12 protein-coding genes are annotated in these 17,527 nt (G+C 37.7%); 11 read left to right on the top strand and 1 reads right to left on the bottom strand.

What is annotated here, in order from left to right; all coding sequences use genetic code 11:
• The first annotated feature begins 103 nt into the window (after positions 1–103).
• From KRODI_RS04410 to KRODI_RS04370, 9 genes are all read left to right on the top strand, one after another.
• The gene (locus tag KRODI_RS04410; protein ID WP_013750372.1) at positions 104–1,264 is read left to right on the top strand and encodes a homogentisate 1,2-dioxygenase; all 1,161 of its coding nucleotides are present in this window, start codon (positions 104–106) and stop codon (positions 1,262–1,264) included.
• 8 nt (positions 1,265–1,272) lie between these two features.
• A complete protein-coding gene (locus KRODI_RS15060) occupies positions 1,273–1,746 on the top strand; it encodes a CCC motif membrane protein (protein WP_013750371.1) in 474 nt (157 codons plus the stop codon).
• A 118-nt stretch (positions 1,747–1,864) separates the two neighbouring features.
• A complete protein-coding gene (gene hppD / locus KRODI_RS04400; RefSeq protein WP_013750370.1) occupies positions 1,865–3,025 on the top strand; it encodes a 4-hydroxyphenylpyruvate dioxygenase in 1,161 nt (386 codons plus the stop codon).
• Between the two features lie 160 nt (positions 3,026–3,185).
• Complete coding sequence (locus KRODI_RS04395) at positions 3,186–4,004, top strand: DUF3108 domain-containing protein (protein WP_013750369.1); 819 nt, start codon at positions 3,186–3,188, stop codon at positions 4,002–4,004.
• Between the two features lie 103 nt (positions 4,005–4,107).
• Positions 4,108–5,046 (top strand): tryptophan 2,3-dioxygenase family protein, encoded by a 939-nt coding sequence (locus KRODI_RS04390; RefSeq protein ID WP_013750368.1) that lies wholly within the window; start codon positions 4,108–4,110, stop codon positions 5,044–5,046.
• On the top strand, positions 5,046–6,353 hold the full coding sequence (locus KRODI_RS04385; protein ID WP_013750367.1) for a M23 family metallopeptidase: 1,308 nt from the start codon (positions 5,046–5,048) through the stop codon (positions 6,351–6,353). Before KRODI_RS04390 ends, KRODI_RS04385 begins: the two co-directional genes overlap by 1 nt.
• Before the next feature lie 17 nt (positions 6,354–6,370).
• On the top strand, positions 6,371–7,981 hold the full coding sequence (gene pgi / locus KRODI_RS04380; protein ID WP_013750366.1) for a glucose-6-phosphate isomerase: 1,611 nt from the start codon (positions 6,371–6,373) through the stop codon (positions 7,979–7,981).
• Between the two features lie 172 nt (positions 7,982–8,153).
• Entirely contained in the window at positions 8,154–11,372 is a 3,219-nt protein-coding gene (locus KRODI_RS04375) for a carboxypeptidase regulatory-like domain-containing protein (RefSeq protein ID WP_013750365.1), read from the top strand.
• A 112-nt stretch (positions 11,373–11,484) separates the two neighbouring features.
• Positions 11,485–11,919 carry a hypothetical protein gene (locus tag KRODI_RS04370; RefSeq protein WP_013750364.1) on the top strand — a complete coding sequence of 145 codons (435 nt, stop codon included), beginning with the start codon at positions 11,485–11,487 and terminating at the stop codon, positions 11,917–11,919.
• A 114-nt stretch (positions 11,920–12,033) separates the two neighbouring features.
• Here the strand turns inward: KRODI_RS04370 and KRODI_RS04365 are convergent, their stop codons facing one another.
• Complete coding sequence (locus tag KRODI_RS04365) at positions 12,034–13,110, bottom strand: endonuclease (RefSeq protein WP_013750363.1); 1,077 nt, start codon at positions 13,108–13,110, stop codon at positions 12,034–12,036.
• 122 nt (positions 13,111–13,232) lie between these two features.
• Between KRODI_RS04365 and KRODI_RS04360 the strand changes: the two genes are divergently transcribed.
• Positions 13,233–16,007: a TonB-dependent receptor gene (locus KRODI_RS04360; protein ID WP_148235982.1), complete on the top strand. Its 2,775-nt coding sequence runs from the start codon at positions 13,233–13,235 to the stop codon at positions 16,005–16,007.
• A gap of 13 nt (positions 16,008–16,020) precedes the next feature.
• A complete protein-coding gene (locus KRODI_RS04355) occupies positions 16,021–17,520 on the top strand; it encodes a DUF5689 domain-containing protein (RefSeq protein WP_041295796.1) in 1,500 nt (499 codons plus the stop codon).
• Positions 17,521–17,527: the final 7 nt, after the last annotated feature.

Below are 17,527 nucleotides of genomic sequence, written 5' to 3'. Positions count from 1 at the left end.
GGATAAACTTACCTATACTTCTTAATTTCCTCATAAAGAGGAACCCAGAATAGATTGCTTTACTTGATTTTGAGTAACTTTAAGACAATCTAAAAACACAACAATGCCTTTTTATCATAAGTTGGGAGATATCCCTCATAAGCGTCACACTCAGTTTCGTAAACCAGATGGTTCATTATATTCCGAACAATTGTTTGGTACCATAGGTTTTGACGGGATGAGTACAAATAGCTATCACGTACACAGACCTACGCAAGTAAAGGAAATACGCAAGCAATACTCGGTAAAACCAGAAATTGCAAAGGAGAATAACATGCAATCGTATCGTTTTCGTGGTTTTCAAATAAAGCCAGAAAAAGATTATTTAGAAAGCAGGAAAGCCGTGCTTACTAATAGCGACTGTACTATCATACTTGCTGCTCCCCAAGAACGTACACAAGATTATTTTTATAAAAATACAGATGCAGATGAGCTTATTTTTGTTCATAAAGGCACTGGAAAATTGCGTACACACTTAGGAAATCTTGATTTTAAATATGGAGATTACTTACTCATTCCTAGAGGAGTTATCTACAAGGTAGATTTTGATACGGATGATAATAGACTCTTTATAGTAGAGTCGCGCAGACCTATTTATACTCCTAAGCGTTACCGTAATTATTTTGGACAGCTGCTAGAGCACTCTCCATTTTGTGAGCGCGACTTAAGACAGCCTTACGAGTTAGAAACTAACGATGAGAAAGGGGAGTTTTTAATCAAGGTGAAAAAGCAAGACGATATTTTTGAGATGGTATATGCTTCTCATCCATTTGATGTGGTAGGATATGACGGGTATAACTATCCATATGCTTTTTCAATTCACGATTTTGAGCCTATTACTGGTCGCATCCACCAGCCGCCTCCAGTGCATCAAACATTTGAAACAGATGCCTTTGTAATCTGTAGTTTTGTGCCTAGAAAGTATGATTATCACCCGCTCAGTATTCCAGCGCCATACAATCATAGTAATATAGATAGTGATGAGGTGTTGTACTATGTAGACGGTGATTTTATGAGCCGCACAGATGTAGAGGCGGGACATATTTCTTTACACCCAGCAGGGATTCCTCACGGTCCGCACCCAGGAACTGCAGAGAAGAGTATAGGAAAAGAGGGAACGGAAGAGCTTGCAGTGATGGTAGATACTTTTAAACCACTTATGGTTTGTAAAGATGCTATGACAATTGCAGACGAGAGTTATTATCAAAGCTGGCTAGACCACTAAACATCAATATGCAAAATAAATTACCTGCAGATCCGTCTGCCTTAATATTAGGAATCGTTGGCCTCGTGATAGGTATTGCCGGTTGCTGCTGTTATGGATTTACAGCAATCATTCCATTAGGCTTAAGTATCGCAGGACTTGTGATGGCAAATAAGAGCATGAAACTCTATCGCTTAAATCCAGAAGAGTTTTCTGAATCAAGCAGGAGTAACGTTTCCATAGCACGAGTTCTCAATATCATTTCCATCATCTTAAATGCATTATTCTTACTTATCGTGATAGGAGCACTTGCATTTTTAGGAGTTGCGGGCATGACAGGAGCATTTGATGATTTTACAAATGACGCATACAATACAGATAACAACTGGGAGTACGAAGATGACTTTAATGATGATGTTTTTATGGAAGAAGAAGTAGATTCTATAAGTACAGATTCAATTTTCTTAAACGAGGTATTTCCAGAAAGAGATAGTATTGATTAATTACGCTTTCGCGAAAGCGTAACAAAAACAAATAATAATCTGCTACGGCAGAAGACTTATAAATTAGTATTAATAGTGAAGTAATAGCTTAATCTAACTTCACCGAAAAGTAACAACTATGAGCAAAGACTTAAAATCTGTAGACTACGGATTAGAAAAAATATTTGAAGGAGCGCAAGATTTTCTTCCGCTTTTAGGGACAGACTACGTAGAGTTTTATGTGGGTAATGCAAAACAAGCAGCTCACTTTTATAAAACGGCATTTGGTTTTCAATCATATGCTTACAAAGGTCTTGAGACGGGATCCCGTGATGAGGTGAGTTATGTGCTTAAGCAAGATAAAATACGCATCGTACTAACGACGCCACTTAACAGTAAGTCGCCAATAAACGATCACATTGTAAAGCATGGTGATGGTGTAAAGGTGGTTGCTTTATGGGTAGAAGATGCAAGAAGTGCTTATGAAGAAACTACAAAACGTGGAGCAAAGTCATATTGCGAGCCATTTGTAGAAACAGATGAGCATGGAGAAACGGTACGCGCAGGAATCTATACGTATGGAGAAACGGTACACATGTTTGTAGAACGTAAAAACTATAATGGTGTATTCTTACCAGGTTTTAGAAAATGGGAGTCTGATTACAATCCAGAGCCTACAGGGTTAAAATATGTAGATCACATGGTAGGTAACGTTGGCTGGAACCAGATGAATACATGGGTGAAGTTTTATGAAGAAGTGATGGGGTTTGTAAACTTCTTGTCTTTTGATGATAAACAAATTCACACAGAATACTCGGCACTTATGAGTAAAGTGATGAGTAATGGGAACGGCCGTATTAAATTCCCGATAAACGAACCTGCAGAGGCAGCAAAGAAATCTCAGATAGAAGAATATCTCGATTTTTATGAAGGAGCTGGTGTACAGCACCTCGCACTTGCAACAGATGATATTGTCAAAACCGTAGCGCAGCTTAAGGCTCGTGGTATCGAGTTTCTACCACCACCACCACAAACGTATTATGATGATATCCCACAAAGACTGGGTGAGCACATGAAGGTGATGAAGGAGGATATAGAACGTTTACAAGAGCTTTCTATCCTTGTAGATGCAGATGAGGATGGATATTTACTTCAGATATTTACAAAACCATTAGAAGACAGACCAACCCTATTTTTTGAAATCATACAACGTATGGGAGCAAAAGGATTTGGAGCAGGAAACTTTAAGGCACTCTTTGAGTCTATAGAAAGAGAGCAAGCACAGAGAGGAACTTTATAACTTCTTAAGTACGCTTTCGCGAAAGCGTAACGCTGTTATTTACACAATTACAATTATTTAACTAAAACTTCGTCTTAGAAATAGGACGGAGTTTTTTGTTATTCTATTTTTGGAATAACAATTGTATTATATGCTTTGTACAACCAAATAACGACCTAAGATGAAGTCACATAACAAATACATACCTGCCTTATTAATAATGATAGTATTTCTTGTGAGTACTGCCTTTATGCAGGCGCCAGTAAGTAATAGTGTTATGAAACACAAGGATACATATCAAGCGGGAGAATGGCTTAAATTTAGAGTGCACTATGGGCTACTCACAGGAGGTTATGCTACTATAGACATTAAAGATGCTACTTATAAAGGAAAGCCAGTGCATCACATTAAAGGTTTTGGTGAGACTACAGGTATTGTGGGTTTAGCTTTTGGTGTAGAGGACTATTATGAGAGTTGGGTAGATAAAAAGACAGATTTGCCATATAAGTTTTTACGTAAAATAGATGAGGGTGGTCACACCAAAAATAAAGTTATAGAGTTTGATCAAGTGGCACATAAAGCACATATAAACGATTTAAAGCGAAATAAGAAAACCACTATTGATACAGAACCAGGCATTCAAGATATGGTCTCTGCAATGTATTATTTGCGTAACAATCTTACTACAGAGGAACTAAAGGCCGGTGATGAAGTCAATCTCACCATGTTTTTTGATGGAGAAAATTATCCATTTAAAATGCGTTTTTTGGAAAGAGAGACGATTCGTACGAAGTTTGGAAAGGTAAAGACATTAGTATTTAGACCACTCGTACAGTCTGGTCGGGTTTTTCAAGAAAAAGAAAGTCTTACGATATGGGTGAGTGACGACGATAATAAAATACCACTACGTATTAAGGCAGAATTATCTGTAGGTTCACTTAAAGCAGATCTAGATGCTTATAAAGGACTTAAGCATCCTTTTGAGATCGTGTTTGATTAAGGATTTTGTAAATTGCCACTTAATAAATTAGGCAACACAGCGTTGATGTTTATCATATATGAAGTATTTGATAAGCTCAATATTTACGGTCCAATAACTACTCATGAAAAAGCCCATTCAGCCAGACATAGAAAAAATTATCAATCAGCTTGATGATAAGTACGAGAAGATAGATCAAGATCTTGATGATCATCTTGAAGGATTACTGCAAAGTAAGCCTATCACTTATTGGGACTATATCCATACGGATGCATTATTAAGCCTGCAGTTGCCACGAACGAGCATGCCAGATGAAAATGTTTTTATCATGTATCATCAGGTTAATGAGTTACTTTTTAAAATGGTGCTATGGGAGATTGAGCAAGTAGCTCATCATCCTAACCTTACGGTAGATTTTTTTAGCTCTCGCTTAGGACGTATAAGTCGTTACTTTGATATGCTCACAAGTTCTTTCTCGATTATGCAAGAAGGAATGGATGTCGAGCAATACATGAAATTTAGAAAAACCCTTACTCCTGCCAGTGGTTTTCAAAGTGCACAGTATAGAAAAATCGAATTTGCAAGTACAGATTTAATAAATCTTATAGATAATCGCTTTCGCGAAAGCATAGACCGCAATACTCCGTACGAACATGCGTTAGAACATCTATATTGGCAAGCCGCCGGCAAGGATTATCATACTGGTAAAAAATCTTATTTGCTCACAGCCTTTGAAGAGAAGTATAAAAACGACTTTGTAGCGTTTACAAAAGAATATAATACTATAAATTTGTATGCCCGCTTTAAAAGTTTACCTCAAGAAGTCCGTGAGAATCAAAAGTTACGTGATGCTATGCGTCACTACGATTACACAGTAAATGTTACTTGGGTAATGTCTCATTATCATGCTGCAAATCACTACTTAAATAATGGTGAGAAAGTGGTAGAGGCAACAGGCGGAAGCGAATGGACAAAATATATGCACCCTAAATACCAGCGACGTATTTTCTTTCCAGAAGTCTGGACTGCAGAAGAGCTTGCAAACTGGGGGCATGATGTATAATGAATGACAACTTATTTTTTGTGAAATATTACCACCACTATCTTTTAGTTTTTTTTAGTTTTTTAGTTTTTGCTTGCGGTGACGCTACCTCAGATACGGTAGAAGATGAAGAAATTTATATCGCGCCACCAGAAGTAGTTAAGGAGTACGGCTACGTGCTTGATGATTATATTGTAGAGCGAGATACCGTGCAATCTGGAGATAGTTTTGGGAAGATTCTTTTTGATGCAAATGTAGATTATGCTACAATTGAAGAAATTTCTGATTCTGTAAAATCAGTTTTTGATACGCGCCGTATTAGAAAAGGAAAGCCATACGTCTTACTTAAATCAAAAGATTCTCTTGAGGCCGCTCAGGTATTTATTTATGAGCAAAATAGAGAGGATTATGTTGTTGTCGATTTTCAAGAAAATGTAAAAGCAGCTGCAAAAAAGCATCCTACAACAACTTATGAGCGTGAGATTTCTGGAGTAATAAACAGCAATCTATCATCCACTTTTGATGATCTTGGAGTAAGTGTGAATGTCGCTTATAAAATGGCAGATATTTATGCGTGGACTATTGATTTCTTTAAGCTTCAAAAAGGAGATCGCTTTAAAGCAATATATGAAGAGCGCTTTGTAAATGATACTATTCCAGCAGGAGTAGGTAAAATTAAGGCTGTTCTTTTTGAACATGCGGGACGTGAGATTTACGCATTTAGATTTGCAAATGACTCGCTAGCTGGAGGTTTTGATTACTTTGACGAAAATGGAGACAACTTACGTCGTGCATTCTTAAAAGGGCCACTCAAATTCAATAGAATCTCATCTAGATATAACCTTAAGCGACGTATAAAATATTATGGCTATAAGTTACGCCCACATAAAGGTACTGACTTTGCTGGAGCTATAGGAACACCTATCCTTGCTACTGCAGATGGAGTGGTGACTAAATCTGAAAGACGTGGAGGTAACGGTAATTATGTAAAAATACGCCACAATGCTACTTATGATACGCAATACCTACACATGCAAAAAAGAGCTGTAAAAGTAGGTCAGTCTGTGCGTCAAGGAGATGTAATAGGAACTATAGGTATGACTGGAAATTCTGGTGGTCCTCACGTGTGTTATCGTTTTTGGAAAAATGGAAAACAAGTGGATCCTTTTAAAGAAGATCTTCCAGCATCAAAACCGCTAGATGACCACTTAAAACCTATTTACGATAGTATACGCAAGCCTCTCAGACGTCAACTAGATAATATCCCATTCATGTCTGAAGCAGAAATGGAATTTGCACAACAGCAAGCAGAAGAAAAACAACTATAATCTCAAGAACCTACCTAATGAAAAGTATAAACCCAACTACGACGGCAGCTTGGAAAGCATTAGAAACGCATTACAAGGAAACAAAAGATACGCTATTAGTAGATCTTTTTAAGGATAGTGCTCGTGCAGAAGAGTTCACAATCATTTGGGATTCTTTATATGTAGATTATAGTAAAAATAGAATCACAACAAAAACTCGAGATCTTCTTGTGCAACTTGCAGAGGAAGTTGGCTTGAAAGAGGCAATTGATAGTTATTTTGGAGGAGATGCAATAAACGCAACCGAGGATCGAGCAGTTATGCATACTGCATTACGTGATGAAAAGAGTGATGCCTTTGCTAAGGAAGATGTGGATGAGGTAAAGAAATCAACAGAACTATTTACAGAAAAAGTGATATCTGGTAAGCATAAAGGAGCTACTGGTAAAGAGATTACAGACGTTGTAAATATAGGAATAGGCGGTTCTGACCTGGGGCCAGTGATGGTTGTTGAGGCATTGCAGTTTTACAAAAACCATTTGACTACTCATTTTATATCAAATGTAGATGGTGATCATGTGATGGAGACTATTAAGGATCTTAATCCAGAAACAACGCTTTTTGTAATTGTATCAAAAACATTTACAACTCAAGAGACATTGAGTAACGCTACAACAGTAAGAAAGTGGTTTGTAGACCAACTAGGAGAAGAAGCAGTTGGCAGCCATTTTGTTGCAGTGTCAACAAATGAGGAAGCTATTGCTAGCTTCGGCATTTCTTCAGATAATGTATTTCCTATGTGGAACTGGGTGGGAGGACGCTTTTCTCTTTGGAGCTCAGTAGGCTTATCTATTGCGCTTGCTGTGGGGTACAAAAACTTTGAGGGTTTACTTCATGGTGCATTTAAAATGGATGAGCATTTTAAAAACACTTCATTTGATCAAAATATACCTGTGATAACTGCGCTTTTAAGTGTGTGGTATAATAATTTTTATGGTGCAGAGACAGAAGCTGTAATTCCTTACTCTCAGTACTTACATAGGCTTCCGGCATATTTGCAGCAAGCAATTATGGAAAGTAACGGGAAAAGTGTAGATCGCAACGGTGACCGCGTTACCTATGAAACTGGAAATATTATTTGGGGTGAACCTGGAACAAACTCACAACATGCATTTTTCCAATTGATACATCAGGGAACAAAATTAATCCCTGCAGATTTTATTGGTTTCAGAAAGTCACTTCACGGTAATCAAGATCACCATGATAAGCTTATGGCAAATTTCTTTGCACAAACAGAAGCACTCATGAATGGTAAGACGGCATCTCAAGTGGAGCAGGATTTTGAAGGTAGTACGCTTTCGCGAAAGCGTATAGAAGAACTTACCCCGTTTAAAGTTTTTGAAGGAAATAAACCTACTACCACTATTTTAGGGGAGAAGCTTACTCCAGAGAGCTTAGGGTCACTGGTAGCAATGTATGAGCATAAAATCTTTGTACAAGGTGTTGTCTGGAATATATACTCTTATGATCAGTGGGGAGTGGAGCTAGGGAAACAACTTGCAAAAAAAGTGCTTAATGAGTTTAGTACTGGAACAAGTGAAAATCATGATAATTCTACTGAGAATTTAATTAAATACTATAAGGAATGATAGTAAATAATTGATTATTAGTATTTTAGTAATAAACCCTTCAGGATAATGTTTGAAGGGTTTTTTTAGTTTTACAAAATGAAAGAACTTTCGTGTATAAGTTAACGTTAAGTTAATATTGGCACTCCACAAATTTAGAGTAATTTTGCAGCGCTAATTATTAACAAATATCATGAAGAAAATTACATTTTTATCATTGATCGCCATGTTTCTAGTGACGGTATCGTCATTAGCACAAGGGGTAACGACAAGTTCTATCTCTGGACGTGTGTTAGACAACACAGAAGGTCCATTGCCTGGAGCAAACATTGTTGCAACACACGTACCTACAGGTTCTGTGTATGGAGCAGTAACAGATTTTGATGGTTTTTACCGTCTAACGAACTTAAGACCAGGTGGTCCTTACAATGTTACGATTACTTACGTAGGATTTGAGGATTATGCACTTAATGGTTTTTCACTTACTCTTGGTGAGACTAAGAGAGTTAGTACTACAATGGCAGAGAATGCAAATTCTCTAGATGAAATTGTAATTACTGCACAACCTAACAGCATTTTTGATGCTAACAAAACTGGATCTGAAACTGCTATTAGTCAACGTCAAGTAGATGCGTTACCTAACATTTCTAGATCTATTTCAGATTTTGCACGTCTTACTCCTGAAGCACAGGTGAGAGGTGATAACCAATTATCTATTGGTGGTCAAAACAATCGTTACAATGCTCTTTATGTAGATGGAGCAGTAAATAACGATGCATTTGGTCTTTCTGGATCAGGAACAAATGGAGGTCAGACTGGTGTAAACCCAATCTCTATTGATGCAATTGAATCTTTTCAAGTAAATGTTGCTCCTTATGATGTAACTATTGGAGGTTTTGCTGGAGGTGCGATTAGTGCCGTAACAAAATCTGGTTCTAACGAATTTGAAGGTTCTGCTTATTACCTTTTCAGAAACGAATCGCTTGCAGGAAAAACTCCTGGTGATTTTGAAGATGATAACGATAGAGAAAAGCTTGCTGAGTTTTCAGCAAAGACTTTTGGTATACGTGCTGGAGGACCTATTATCAAGGATAAATTATTCTTCTTTGTAAACTATGAAGGTCAAAATGATGAAACTCCACAACCATTTGATGGTAACTACGCAGGAGATTCAGGGTTAGAAGGAGTTGCAACTTTTAAGCAATTCTTAATTGATGAATACGGATACAACCCAGGAACATTTGATAACAATACTAGAACATTAGAAAGTAATAAAATTCTTTTCAAGTTAGATTGGAACATCAATGAGAATCATAAGTTATCTCTACGTAACAACTTGGTAAAAGCTGATTTCTTTGGAATAGGTCGTTCTAGTGCAAGAACAATCAACTTCACTGGAGCTGCTCAAAACTTTGAATCTAATACAAATACTGCATCTTTAGAGCTTAACTCTACTTTTGGTAATAAGTATGCAAACAGATTCATACTTGGTTACACAAGAGTGCGAGATGATAGAGGTATTAATGGCGATCCTTTCCCAACTATTGAAATCAATGATGGTGATGCAAGAATTTTTGCTGGATCTGAGCCTTTCTCAACAGCAAACTTACTTGAGCAAGATATCTTCACACTAACAAACAACTTTCAGATATTTTCTGGACGTCATACAGTTACTTTAGGAACTCACAACGAGTACAGTAAAGTGAAGAACGTATTCTTTGGTCGTAACTTTGGAGAGTATACTTATAACTCATTAGAGGATTTCTTTAATGATGATGCAAACGAATTCCGTAGTAGTTACTCACTTTTAGGTGGAGTAGGTGATGATTCTGTTGGAGCTGCTGAGTTTGATTTATTCCAATTAGGATTTTATGCTCAAGACGAAGTACAAATGTCTGAGACTTTTAAAATGACTGCTGGTTTAAGAGTAGATTTACCTGTTTGGGATGATGGAAGAGGAAACTCTGACTTCAACACAAGAACTGTTGGTTTATTAGAAGCTGCAGGAAAAGATTTACAAGGAGCACGTGTAGGTCAAGGGCCTAAAACAACAGCACATATCTCTCCACGTTTAGGATTTAACTGGGATGTAAAAGGAGACAAGACTACGCAAATACGTGGGGGTCTAGGATTATTTACATCTAGAATACCATTAGTATGGCCAGGAGGAGCTTACAACAATACTGGTACAGTTGTAGCAAACACAAGAATTTTTGGAGACGGAGTTCCAGATTTCAATCCTGATGTAAACAACCAATTTCAACAAGAAGGTGAGTTCCAAGGAAACATTGATTTACTTGCTGAAGATCTTAAATTACCACAGGTATTTAAAAAGAGTTTAGCGGTTGATCAAAAATTAGGAAATGGATTTACAGTATCTGCCGAGGTTTCTCACAGTAGTGTGATTACTGGGCTTCAACTTGAAAACTTAAACCTAGAAGGACCACAGTTTATGACTACAGGAGCTGGAAGCCGTGCAAATTATGGTGGACAAGACGTAGACGGTACTTATGGAGGAATTTTCTTAATCTCTAACACGAATGATGGTGAGGCATTTAATACATCTGCTACATTATCTAAGAATTTTTACTCTACAATGGTAGATGTGAGAGCTAGTGCTACTTATTCTTATGGACGTTCAACTACAGTGTTTGAGGGAACATCTTCTCAGAATATTTCTAACTGGGCATTTAACGAAAGTGTAAATGGATCTAACCAACTTGGAACTTCAGTTTCTGACTTTAGCCAAGGACATAGAACACTTGCAAATGCAGTAGTAGATATTAAGTGGTCAGAAAATATCAAAACATCAATTGGTCTTTTCTATGAAGGGGCTGAAGGAACTCCATATAGCTACGTTGTAGGTGGTGGAAGCAGTAACCGATTAATCAATGATTCGGGTGAAAGTTTTACGGCATTACCTTTTGTTCCTGCAAACTTTGCAGATGCAAATCTTGTAGATCAAACAGATAGAGACGGTAACGTTACTGCTACTGCAGAGGAGCAATGGGCTGCGCTTGACGCATTCATAGAAGGTGACGATTACCTAAGTACTCGTAGAGGGAAATTTGCTGAACGTAACAGAAGTAGAGCAAGATGGAGTCATGTAGTGGATTTAAAGTTTACTCAAGATTTTGCGCTTCAATTCGGTGAGAAGAAACATGCTTTCCAATTATCTGCTGACGTATTTAACTTCACAAACTTAATTAACAAGGATTGGGGTAGAAGATACTTTACAAGTGGATTTGATACCGCTTCTCTTGTTAACTTTGCAGGATTTGCAGATGACGGAACAACTCCACAATACACATTTAATGATGGTGTAGAAAGAGGTCTTAATCAGATTGATGACGCAGGATTTAACTCTTCAAGATGGCAAATGCAAATAGGTCTTCGTTATATCTTTAACTAAGAGCTATTATCACATAATTGCATACGCAATAATAAAGCCGCAACTGGAAACAGTAGCGGCTTTTGTTTTTATGGATTATCTTTGAGCTTTAAACTTATTAAACCATTTATTTATGTACTCAGTTGTTCAATTTGTCCATTCGTACTGGGCGTACCTTGTAGTTATCGTTCTTGTGGTTGCCACATTTAATGCACTCACAAAATTCTTTGGAAAAAAAGAGTATGGCGGGAAGGATATGAGCTTAGCTTTATTTACTCTTATAACGATGCACATACAACTGCTTATAGGTGTTGTGCTATGGTTTGTTTCACCTAACGGATTGCAAGCTATAAAAGCAAATGGTATGGGAGGACTCTCTAGCCAAGCAAGACAACTTGCGGTAGAGCATCCATTTTTAATGATTATTGCAGTGGTGCTTGTAACAATTGGTTATTCTAAGCATAAAAAACAACGCCTATCTACACCTAAATTTAAGAAGATAGCTATCTTTTATACACTTGCACTTATCGCAGTGCTAGCAATTATACCATGGAATCAATGGTTTTAAAAGCCATGATTAAATATTTATAAAGGTTATTAGTACGCTTTCGCGAAAGGGTACTAGGAGGCACAAAGCCCAAAATCAAAATTGATTTTGGGCTTTCTCATGTAGGGTGTACTGTTAGTCGGCAAATTCTTTCTTGATTACATAAATATAAACTGGAAAGTGGTCGCTATAGCCGCCTGTATATCCACCATTTGCAAAGCTTCTGTAAGGATATCCTTTATAGCGACCCTTGGGGTTGCTCAAGTAGCTTTTGTTGTAAATACCGGCTTTATAATATCTGAAAGAGGTGTAGTCATCATCTAGTAGCGGCGCACTTATAATTATCTGGTCAAAGAGGTTCCACCCATCACGATACGCTAGCGTGCCTATCCCTTTTTTGAACATAGATTCCATAGGGTTATAGAGTTCCTTATCTCTTACTTTTTTAATCTTGCGCTGTGTTTGTAATACCTTTTTTACACTAGCATTTGTTGGGTCATCATTAAGGTCTCCCATGATAATAATCTTTGCATAAGGATCATTGTTTTGTAAGCTATCTGTAATTTTCTTAGTAAGTGAAGCTGCGTCCATACGCTTTTTCCTGCTTTTTGCTTCTCCACCAGATCTAGAAGGCCAGTGGTTTACAATGATGTGAATCATATCGCCATCGAGTAGGCCAGATACCAGAAGCTGATCTCTTGTATACTTACGTTTTGACGGATTATCAATCTCGTAAATGAGTAACTCATGTTTACTAGTAAATAATGGCTTAAATAGCCTCTTTTGATACAACAGTGCTACGTCTATACCTCTTCTATCTGGTGAGTCGTAATGCACGATACCGTAATCTCTCGGCAGTAATTGTGGGTCATTAGCTAGCGCTTCTACGGTTTTTCTGTTTTCAATTTCTGCGAGGCCTATAATTGCGGGGCTATTTTTTGTAACGTCTTTTCCTATATCGGCAATTACTCGGGCAATGTTGCTCACCTTGTCTTGATATATCTTTTCGGTCCAATGATCCTTACCTTCAGGAGTGCGATCATCATCATAAGTGATAGGGTCATTGATGGTGTCAAACAGATTTTCTACGTTATAAAATGCGATAGTGTAGGCTCTATAATTATTGGTTTGTTGCGCTTTCGCGAAAGCGTAAAGACAAAACAATATCACAAGTAATAATAATCTCTTGGTTTTTAATTTTATTGAAAGCATTTGTGTTTTATGTAAGATTTTTCGTAATATGCAATTCAAATGTAATGAATTTCAGTGCGTTACGAATTTATAATTTTTCCTAGGAAATATTTAAAACTGAAATGTTACGTCAATTAGAGGCTATGAATAACAATTTATTGCGGTATGTTTTCTTATTGTTTAGTGGCGTTTTATGGTCTCAAACACAACTCAAAGGAACGATAATAGACGCCATTACTTCACAGCCGATTCCCGATGTGAGTATAATAATTCAAGGAGAAAATAGCAATGTAAAAACTGATGCTCTTGGTGTATTTGTGTACAATAATATCGAGTTGTATGGAGATCAAATTCTCATTGTTGAAAAAAATGGTTTTGTTACAAAGAGACTGCCCGTCATTATAAAAGCTAAAGGAATTTTAAAACTTCCTATAATAACCCTTGACATTGATATTACTGAAGAGCAGCGGCAGATAGGGTTAATCTCGTTATCAGATAATGATTTTAATAGCGATGATACACAAGAGACTTTTAATACCTCAGGCTTATTAACTGCTGGACGAGACGCTTTTTTGAGCGCTGCAGCATTTGATTGGAGCGCTACCTTTTTCCGACCAAGAGGGTTGGATAATGCAAATGGTAAGCTACTTATAAACGGGATAGAAATGAATAAACAGTTTAACGGTAGGCCTCAATGGGGAAGTTGGGGCGGCCTTAATGACGCGCAACGCAACCGTGAGTTTACCCAAGGCTTAAAAGCGAATGAATATAGCTTTGGAGGACTGGCTGGAGTAACAAATATCATCATGCGAGCATCACAGGAGCGAAAAGGAGGTAGGATTTCATATGCCGCAGCTAGTGCTTCTTATCAAGGGCGGTTAATGGGAAGTTACAACTCTGGGTTATCTCAGAAAGGATGGGCTTACAGTCTGCTGTTGTCTCGTCGTTTTGGCAAAGAAGGTTTTCAAGATGGCACTTTATATGATGCAAACTCCATATACCTATCTGTAGAGAAGAAAATTAATGACAACCACAGTCTTAATTTTTCTTCTTTTTACACGCCTAATCGGCGTGGTCGAGCTTCTTCACTTACACAAGAACAAGTTGATCTTAAAGGACGCACTTATAATCCATATTGGGGTTTGCAAAATGGAGAGCAGCGAAATGGTAGAATGCGCAAGATTGAAGAGCCAGTATTTATGATTAATCATTACTGGGATATAAGTAATAAGACAAGTATTAATACAAACTTAGGGTATCAAGTAGGCACCATAAAAAGTGGTAGAATAGATAACGGAAGCCTTAGAAATCCAGCACCAAATTATTATCAGCTCTTGCCCAGTTTTGCACTTCAAGATCCAAGCCCTACTGCGGGAGATTTTCAAACAGCATATGTATTGCAACAAGACTTCATAAATGATGGTCAGCTAGACTGGGAATCCATATATCAGGCTAATGTAGGAGGAGGTAACTCAAAAATAATTCTTCAAGATGACGTTGTGGGAGATAAGCAAATGTCTGCAATTATGATTTTGAACTCTCAGCTTACGGATGCAATTACCATAAATGGAAATCTTTCTTATAGAGATTTGAAGAGTGAAAACTATGCACAGGTAAGTGATTTACTAGGAGGTGAGGGATTTCTTGACATAGATAATTTCTCCGTAAGCGAGAGTCAGGATGGTCAAGAAGGCGATCTCGCACAGAGTGATGTGCGCAACCCTAACAGAATTGTTCAAGTAGGAGATCGGTATAAGTATAACTATAATATTAATTCAAGTACAATAAGCGGATTTGCTCAAGCACAGTTTACTTTTAAGGATACAGATTTCTTTATTTCTGGTACGGCAAGTAATACAAGTTATCAGCGAGAGGGATTATTTGAGAACGGAAATTTTGTGGGTGTGAATTCCTTTGGACTAAGTGAGAAACTTTCATTTACAGATGGAGGATTGAAAGCAGGTGCGACTTATAAATTTACAGGTAGACATATAGTAACAGTAAACGGAGCTTACTATACCACTGCTCCTTCTATTAGAAATAGTTTTAGCAATGCTAGACAAAATAATGATGTAGTAAATAACCTAACATCAGAGCAAATACAAAGTGTTGATGTTAGCTATATTTATAGATCCCCTATTGTAAAAGCACGTGTTACTGGGTTTTATACAGGCTTTCAAAATGGAACTGATTTAGGATTCTTTTTTACTCAAAATTCAATAGCGCAAACGGAGGCATCTTTTGTACAAGAAGTACTTACCAATGTTGAGCGGCAAAACATAGGTATTGAGATAGGCATAGAGGCGCAGGTACTACCTACACTTAAGTTGAAGGCAGCTGCATCTGTAGGTCAATTTACCTATACAAATAACCCAGATATTTACTATACCTCTGATGATTTTGATGGGCCTCAAACCTTTGGAGGTGGCAAAGTTGTACTCAATAAATTGCATGTTGCTGGAGGGCCAGAAAGAGCCTATCAATTAGGTCTTGAGTATAGAGATCCAGATTTTTGGAATTTTGGCATTACGGTAAATCGCTTTTCTAATGCTTACATAGACATTAGTAATCTAGCACGTACAGCAAATTTTAACCAAGACATAGACGGTCAACCATTCAACGACTTTGATGCGGAGGTGGCTAAGGGTTTGCTTAGGCAATCACAAATAGATAGCTATAATCTCGTAAATATTATAGGAGGGAAGTCTTGGAGGATAGGAAGTTACTTTGTCGGCTTTTTTACAACAGTAAACAACGTACTCAATGAAAATTATATTACGGCAGGCTTTGAGGATTCTCGTAGGGTAAATTATAGGTCAAAACTTGAAGAATCTGAGCGAGCGACTCCCATTTTTGGAGATCGTTTATTCTTTGGAAGAGGAACCACGTACTACGTAAATGCTTACGTTAGATTCTAACTTTAAAATTAAGATGATGAAATTATTCCAGAAACTGTTAGTTGTTGTATTACTCTTCTTAATTGTAAGTTGCGTAAATGATGATGAGTTTTCAACACCAGTACTTGAAATCACAGATCCAGATCTAGATGGAGAAATAATCACCATCGCACAACTAGTAAATCTCTATGAGCAAGCTGTTTTGATTGAAGCAGATAATCTTGGTATCAATGCTACTAGCGAGGCAGATATTACAGCCTTACGTAGCACATTTAGACTTGATCTTGCTGAAACCAATCGTTATGTAGAAGGTTTTGTGATAAGTAGTGATGCCTCTGGAAACTGGTTTGAGGAGCTCATCATACAAGATAAAGCAAATAATCCTACGGCAGGCGTCCGCGTACTCATTGACGAAAGTCCATTGTTTACGTATTACGAAGTGGGTCGCAAGGTGTTTGTAAAGCTAGGTAATGCAACGCTAAACAATCAAGCCATAGGAGGTTTGTGGATAGGAGATAGCAACGGAGTATTAACGCTGGGCATGACAGATAATCTAGATAAAATTCCAGCGCCAGCACAGTTTAGCTTTATGCAGAGATCAGCCATTATTGAAGAGATAATTCCGCTGGAGGTGACTATAGAAGACTTTAGTAATGAGTTAGAAAATATATTCGTCAAGCTCACAGATGTTCAGTTTATAAAGGAGGATGTCATTGATGGGAGTGTTACCTACGCGGGAGAACCTCTTGATGAGTTTGATGGAGAGCGAGAACTGGTGCATTGCGCCACTGGACAATCTACTATTGTAAGTACAAGTACCTTTGCAAATTTTAAATCCATATTGCTGCCCGATGGACGTGGGAGTATATCGGGAGTGCTCACGCGTAACTTTTTTGGAGACACCTACAATATTGCAATTAACAATCCAGAAGCCCTTATTTTTGATGAGACAGACCGTTGTGATCCCGTAGAAATAGATTGCGGCCCAGCTAGTGGAATGGGAGAGAACATACTATTTGAAGAATTTTTTGAAACTCAAACTAATAACAACCCTATAATGGGTAATGGCTGGACTAATTATCATGAAGAAGGAACCCAAGCATGGGAAGCTTATACGAGTACTGGTCAGAATGCCTCATTGGGTAGGTCTGCGAGAATTGCATCTGCTTTTTCTGGAGATGCAAGAACGGTGTCTTGGTTAATCACTCCGCCGTTAGATTTTACATCAAATACGGGAGAAACGTTGCGATTTAGAACATCAAATAGCTTTGCAGACGGCAGTAGGTTGACCATCCTTTTTTCTAACGACTGGGATGGTGATGTCACAACAATTGCTGCTTCTACTTGGGATGTCCTAGCAGCAGCAGATATTGTAGCAGATAATGATTTCTTTGGAAACTGGATTGACTCCGGTATTGTTGATCTCTCCTGTGTCACAGGTACTGGCTATGTTGCATTTAGATATAACGGATCTGGAAATGCAAGTTTTGACGGTACTTATGAACTTGACGAGATTCAAATTAAAGCAAATTAAAAATCTT

It is taken from the genome of Dokdonia sp. 4H-3-7-5 (genome assembly GCF_000212355.1).
GTDB lineage: Bacteria > Bacteroidota > Bacteroidia > Flavobacteriales > Flavobacteriaceae > Dokdonia.
This window is presented reverse-complemented; position numbering and strand designations above follow the sequence as displayed.

Coding starts and splice junctions, on each gene's coding strand:
- KRODI_RS04410 (WP_013750372.1), top strand. CDS start 104: ATGCCTTTTTATCATAAGTTGGGAGATATCCCTCATAAGCGTCACACT.
- KRODI_RS15060 (WP_013750371.1), top strand. CDS start 1,273: ATGCAAAATAAATTACCTGCAGATCCGTCTGCCTTAATATTAGGAATC.
- hppD (WP_013750370.1), top strand. CDS start 1,865: ATGAGCAAAGACTTAAAATCTGTAGACTACGGATTAGAAAAAATATTT.
- KRODI_RS04395 (WP_013750369.1), top strand. CDS start 3,186: ATGAAGTCACATAACAAATACATACCTGCCTTATTAATAATGATAGTA.
- KRODI_RS04390 (WP_013750368.1), top strand. CDS start 4,108: ATGAAAAAGCCCATTCAGCCAGACATAGAAAAAATTATCAATCAGCTT.
- KRODI_RS04385 (WP_013750367.1), top strand. CDS start 5,046: ATGAATGACAACTTATTTTTTGTGAAATATTACCACCACTATCTTTTA.
- pgi (WP_013750366.1), top strand. CDS start 6,371: ATGAAAAGTATAAACCCAACTACGACGGCAGCTTGGAAAGCATTAGAA.
- KRODI_RS04375 (WP_013750365.1), top strand. CDS start 8,154: ATGAAGAAAATTACATTTTTATCATTGATCGCCATGTTTCTAGTGACG.
- KRODI_RS04370 (WP_013750364.1), top strand. CDS start 11,485: ATGTACTCAGTTGTTCAATTTGTCCATTCGTACTGGGCGTACCTTGTA.
- KRODI_RS04365 (WP_013750363.1), bottom strand. CDS start 13,110: ATGCTTTCAATAAAATTAAAAACCAAGAGATTATTATTACTTGTGATA.
- KRODI_RS04360 (WP_148235982.1), top strand. CDS start 13,233: ATGAATAACAATTTATTGCGGTATGTTTTCTTATTGTTTAGTGGCGTT.
- KRODI_RS04355 (WP_041295796.1), top strand. CDS start 16,021: ATGATGAAATTATTCCAGAAACTGTTAGTTGTTGTATTACTCTTCTTA.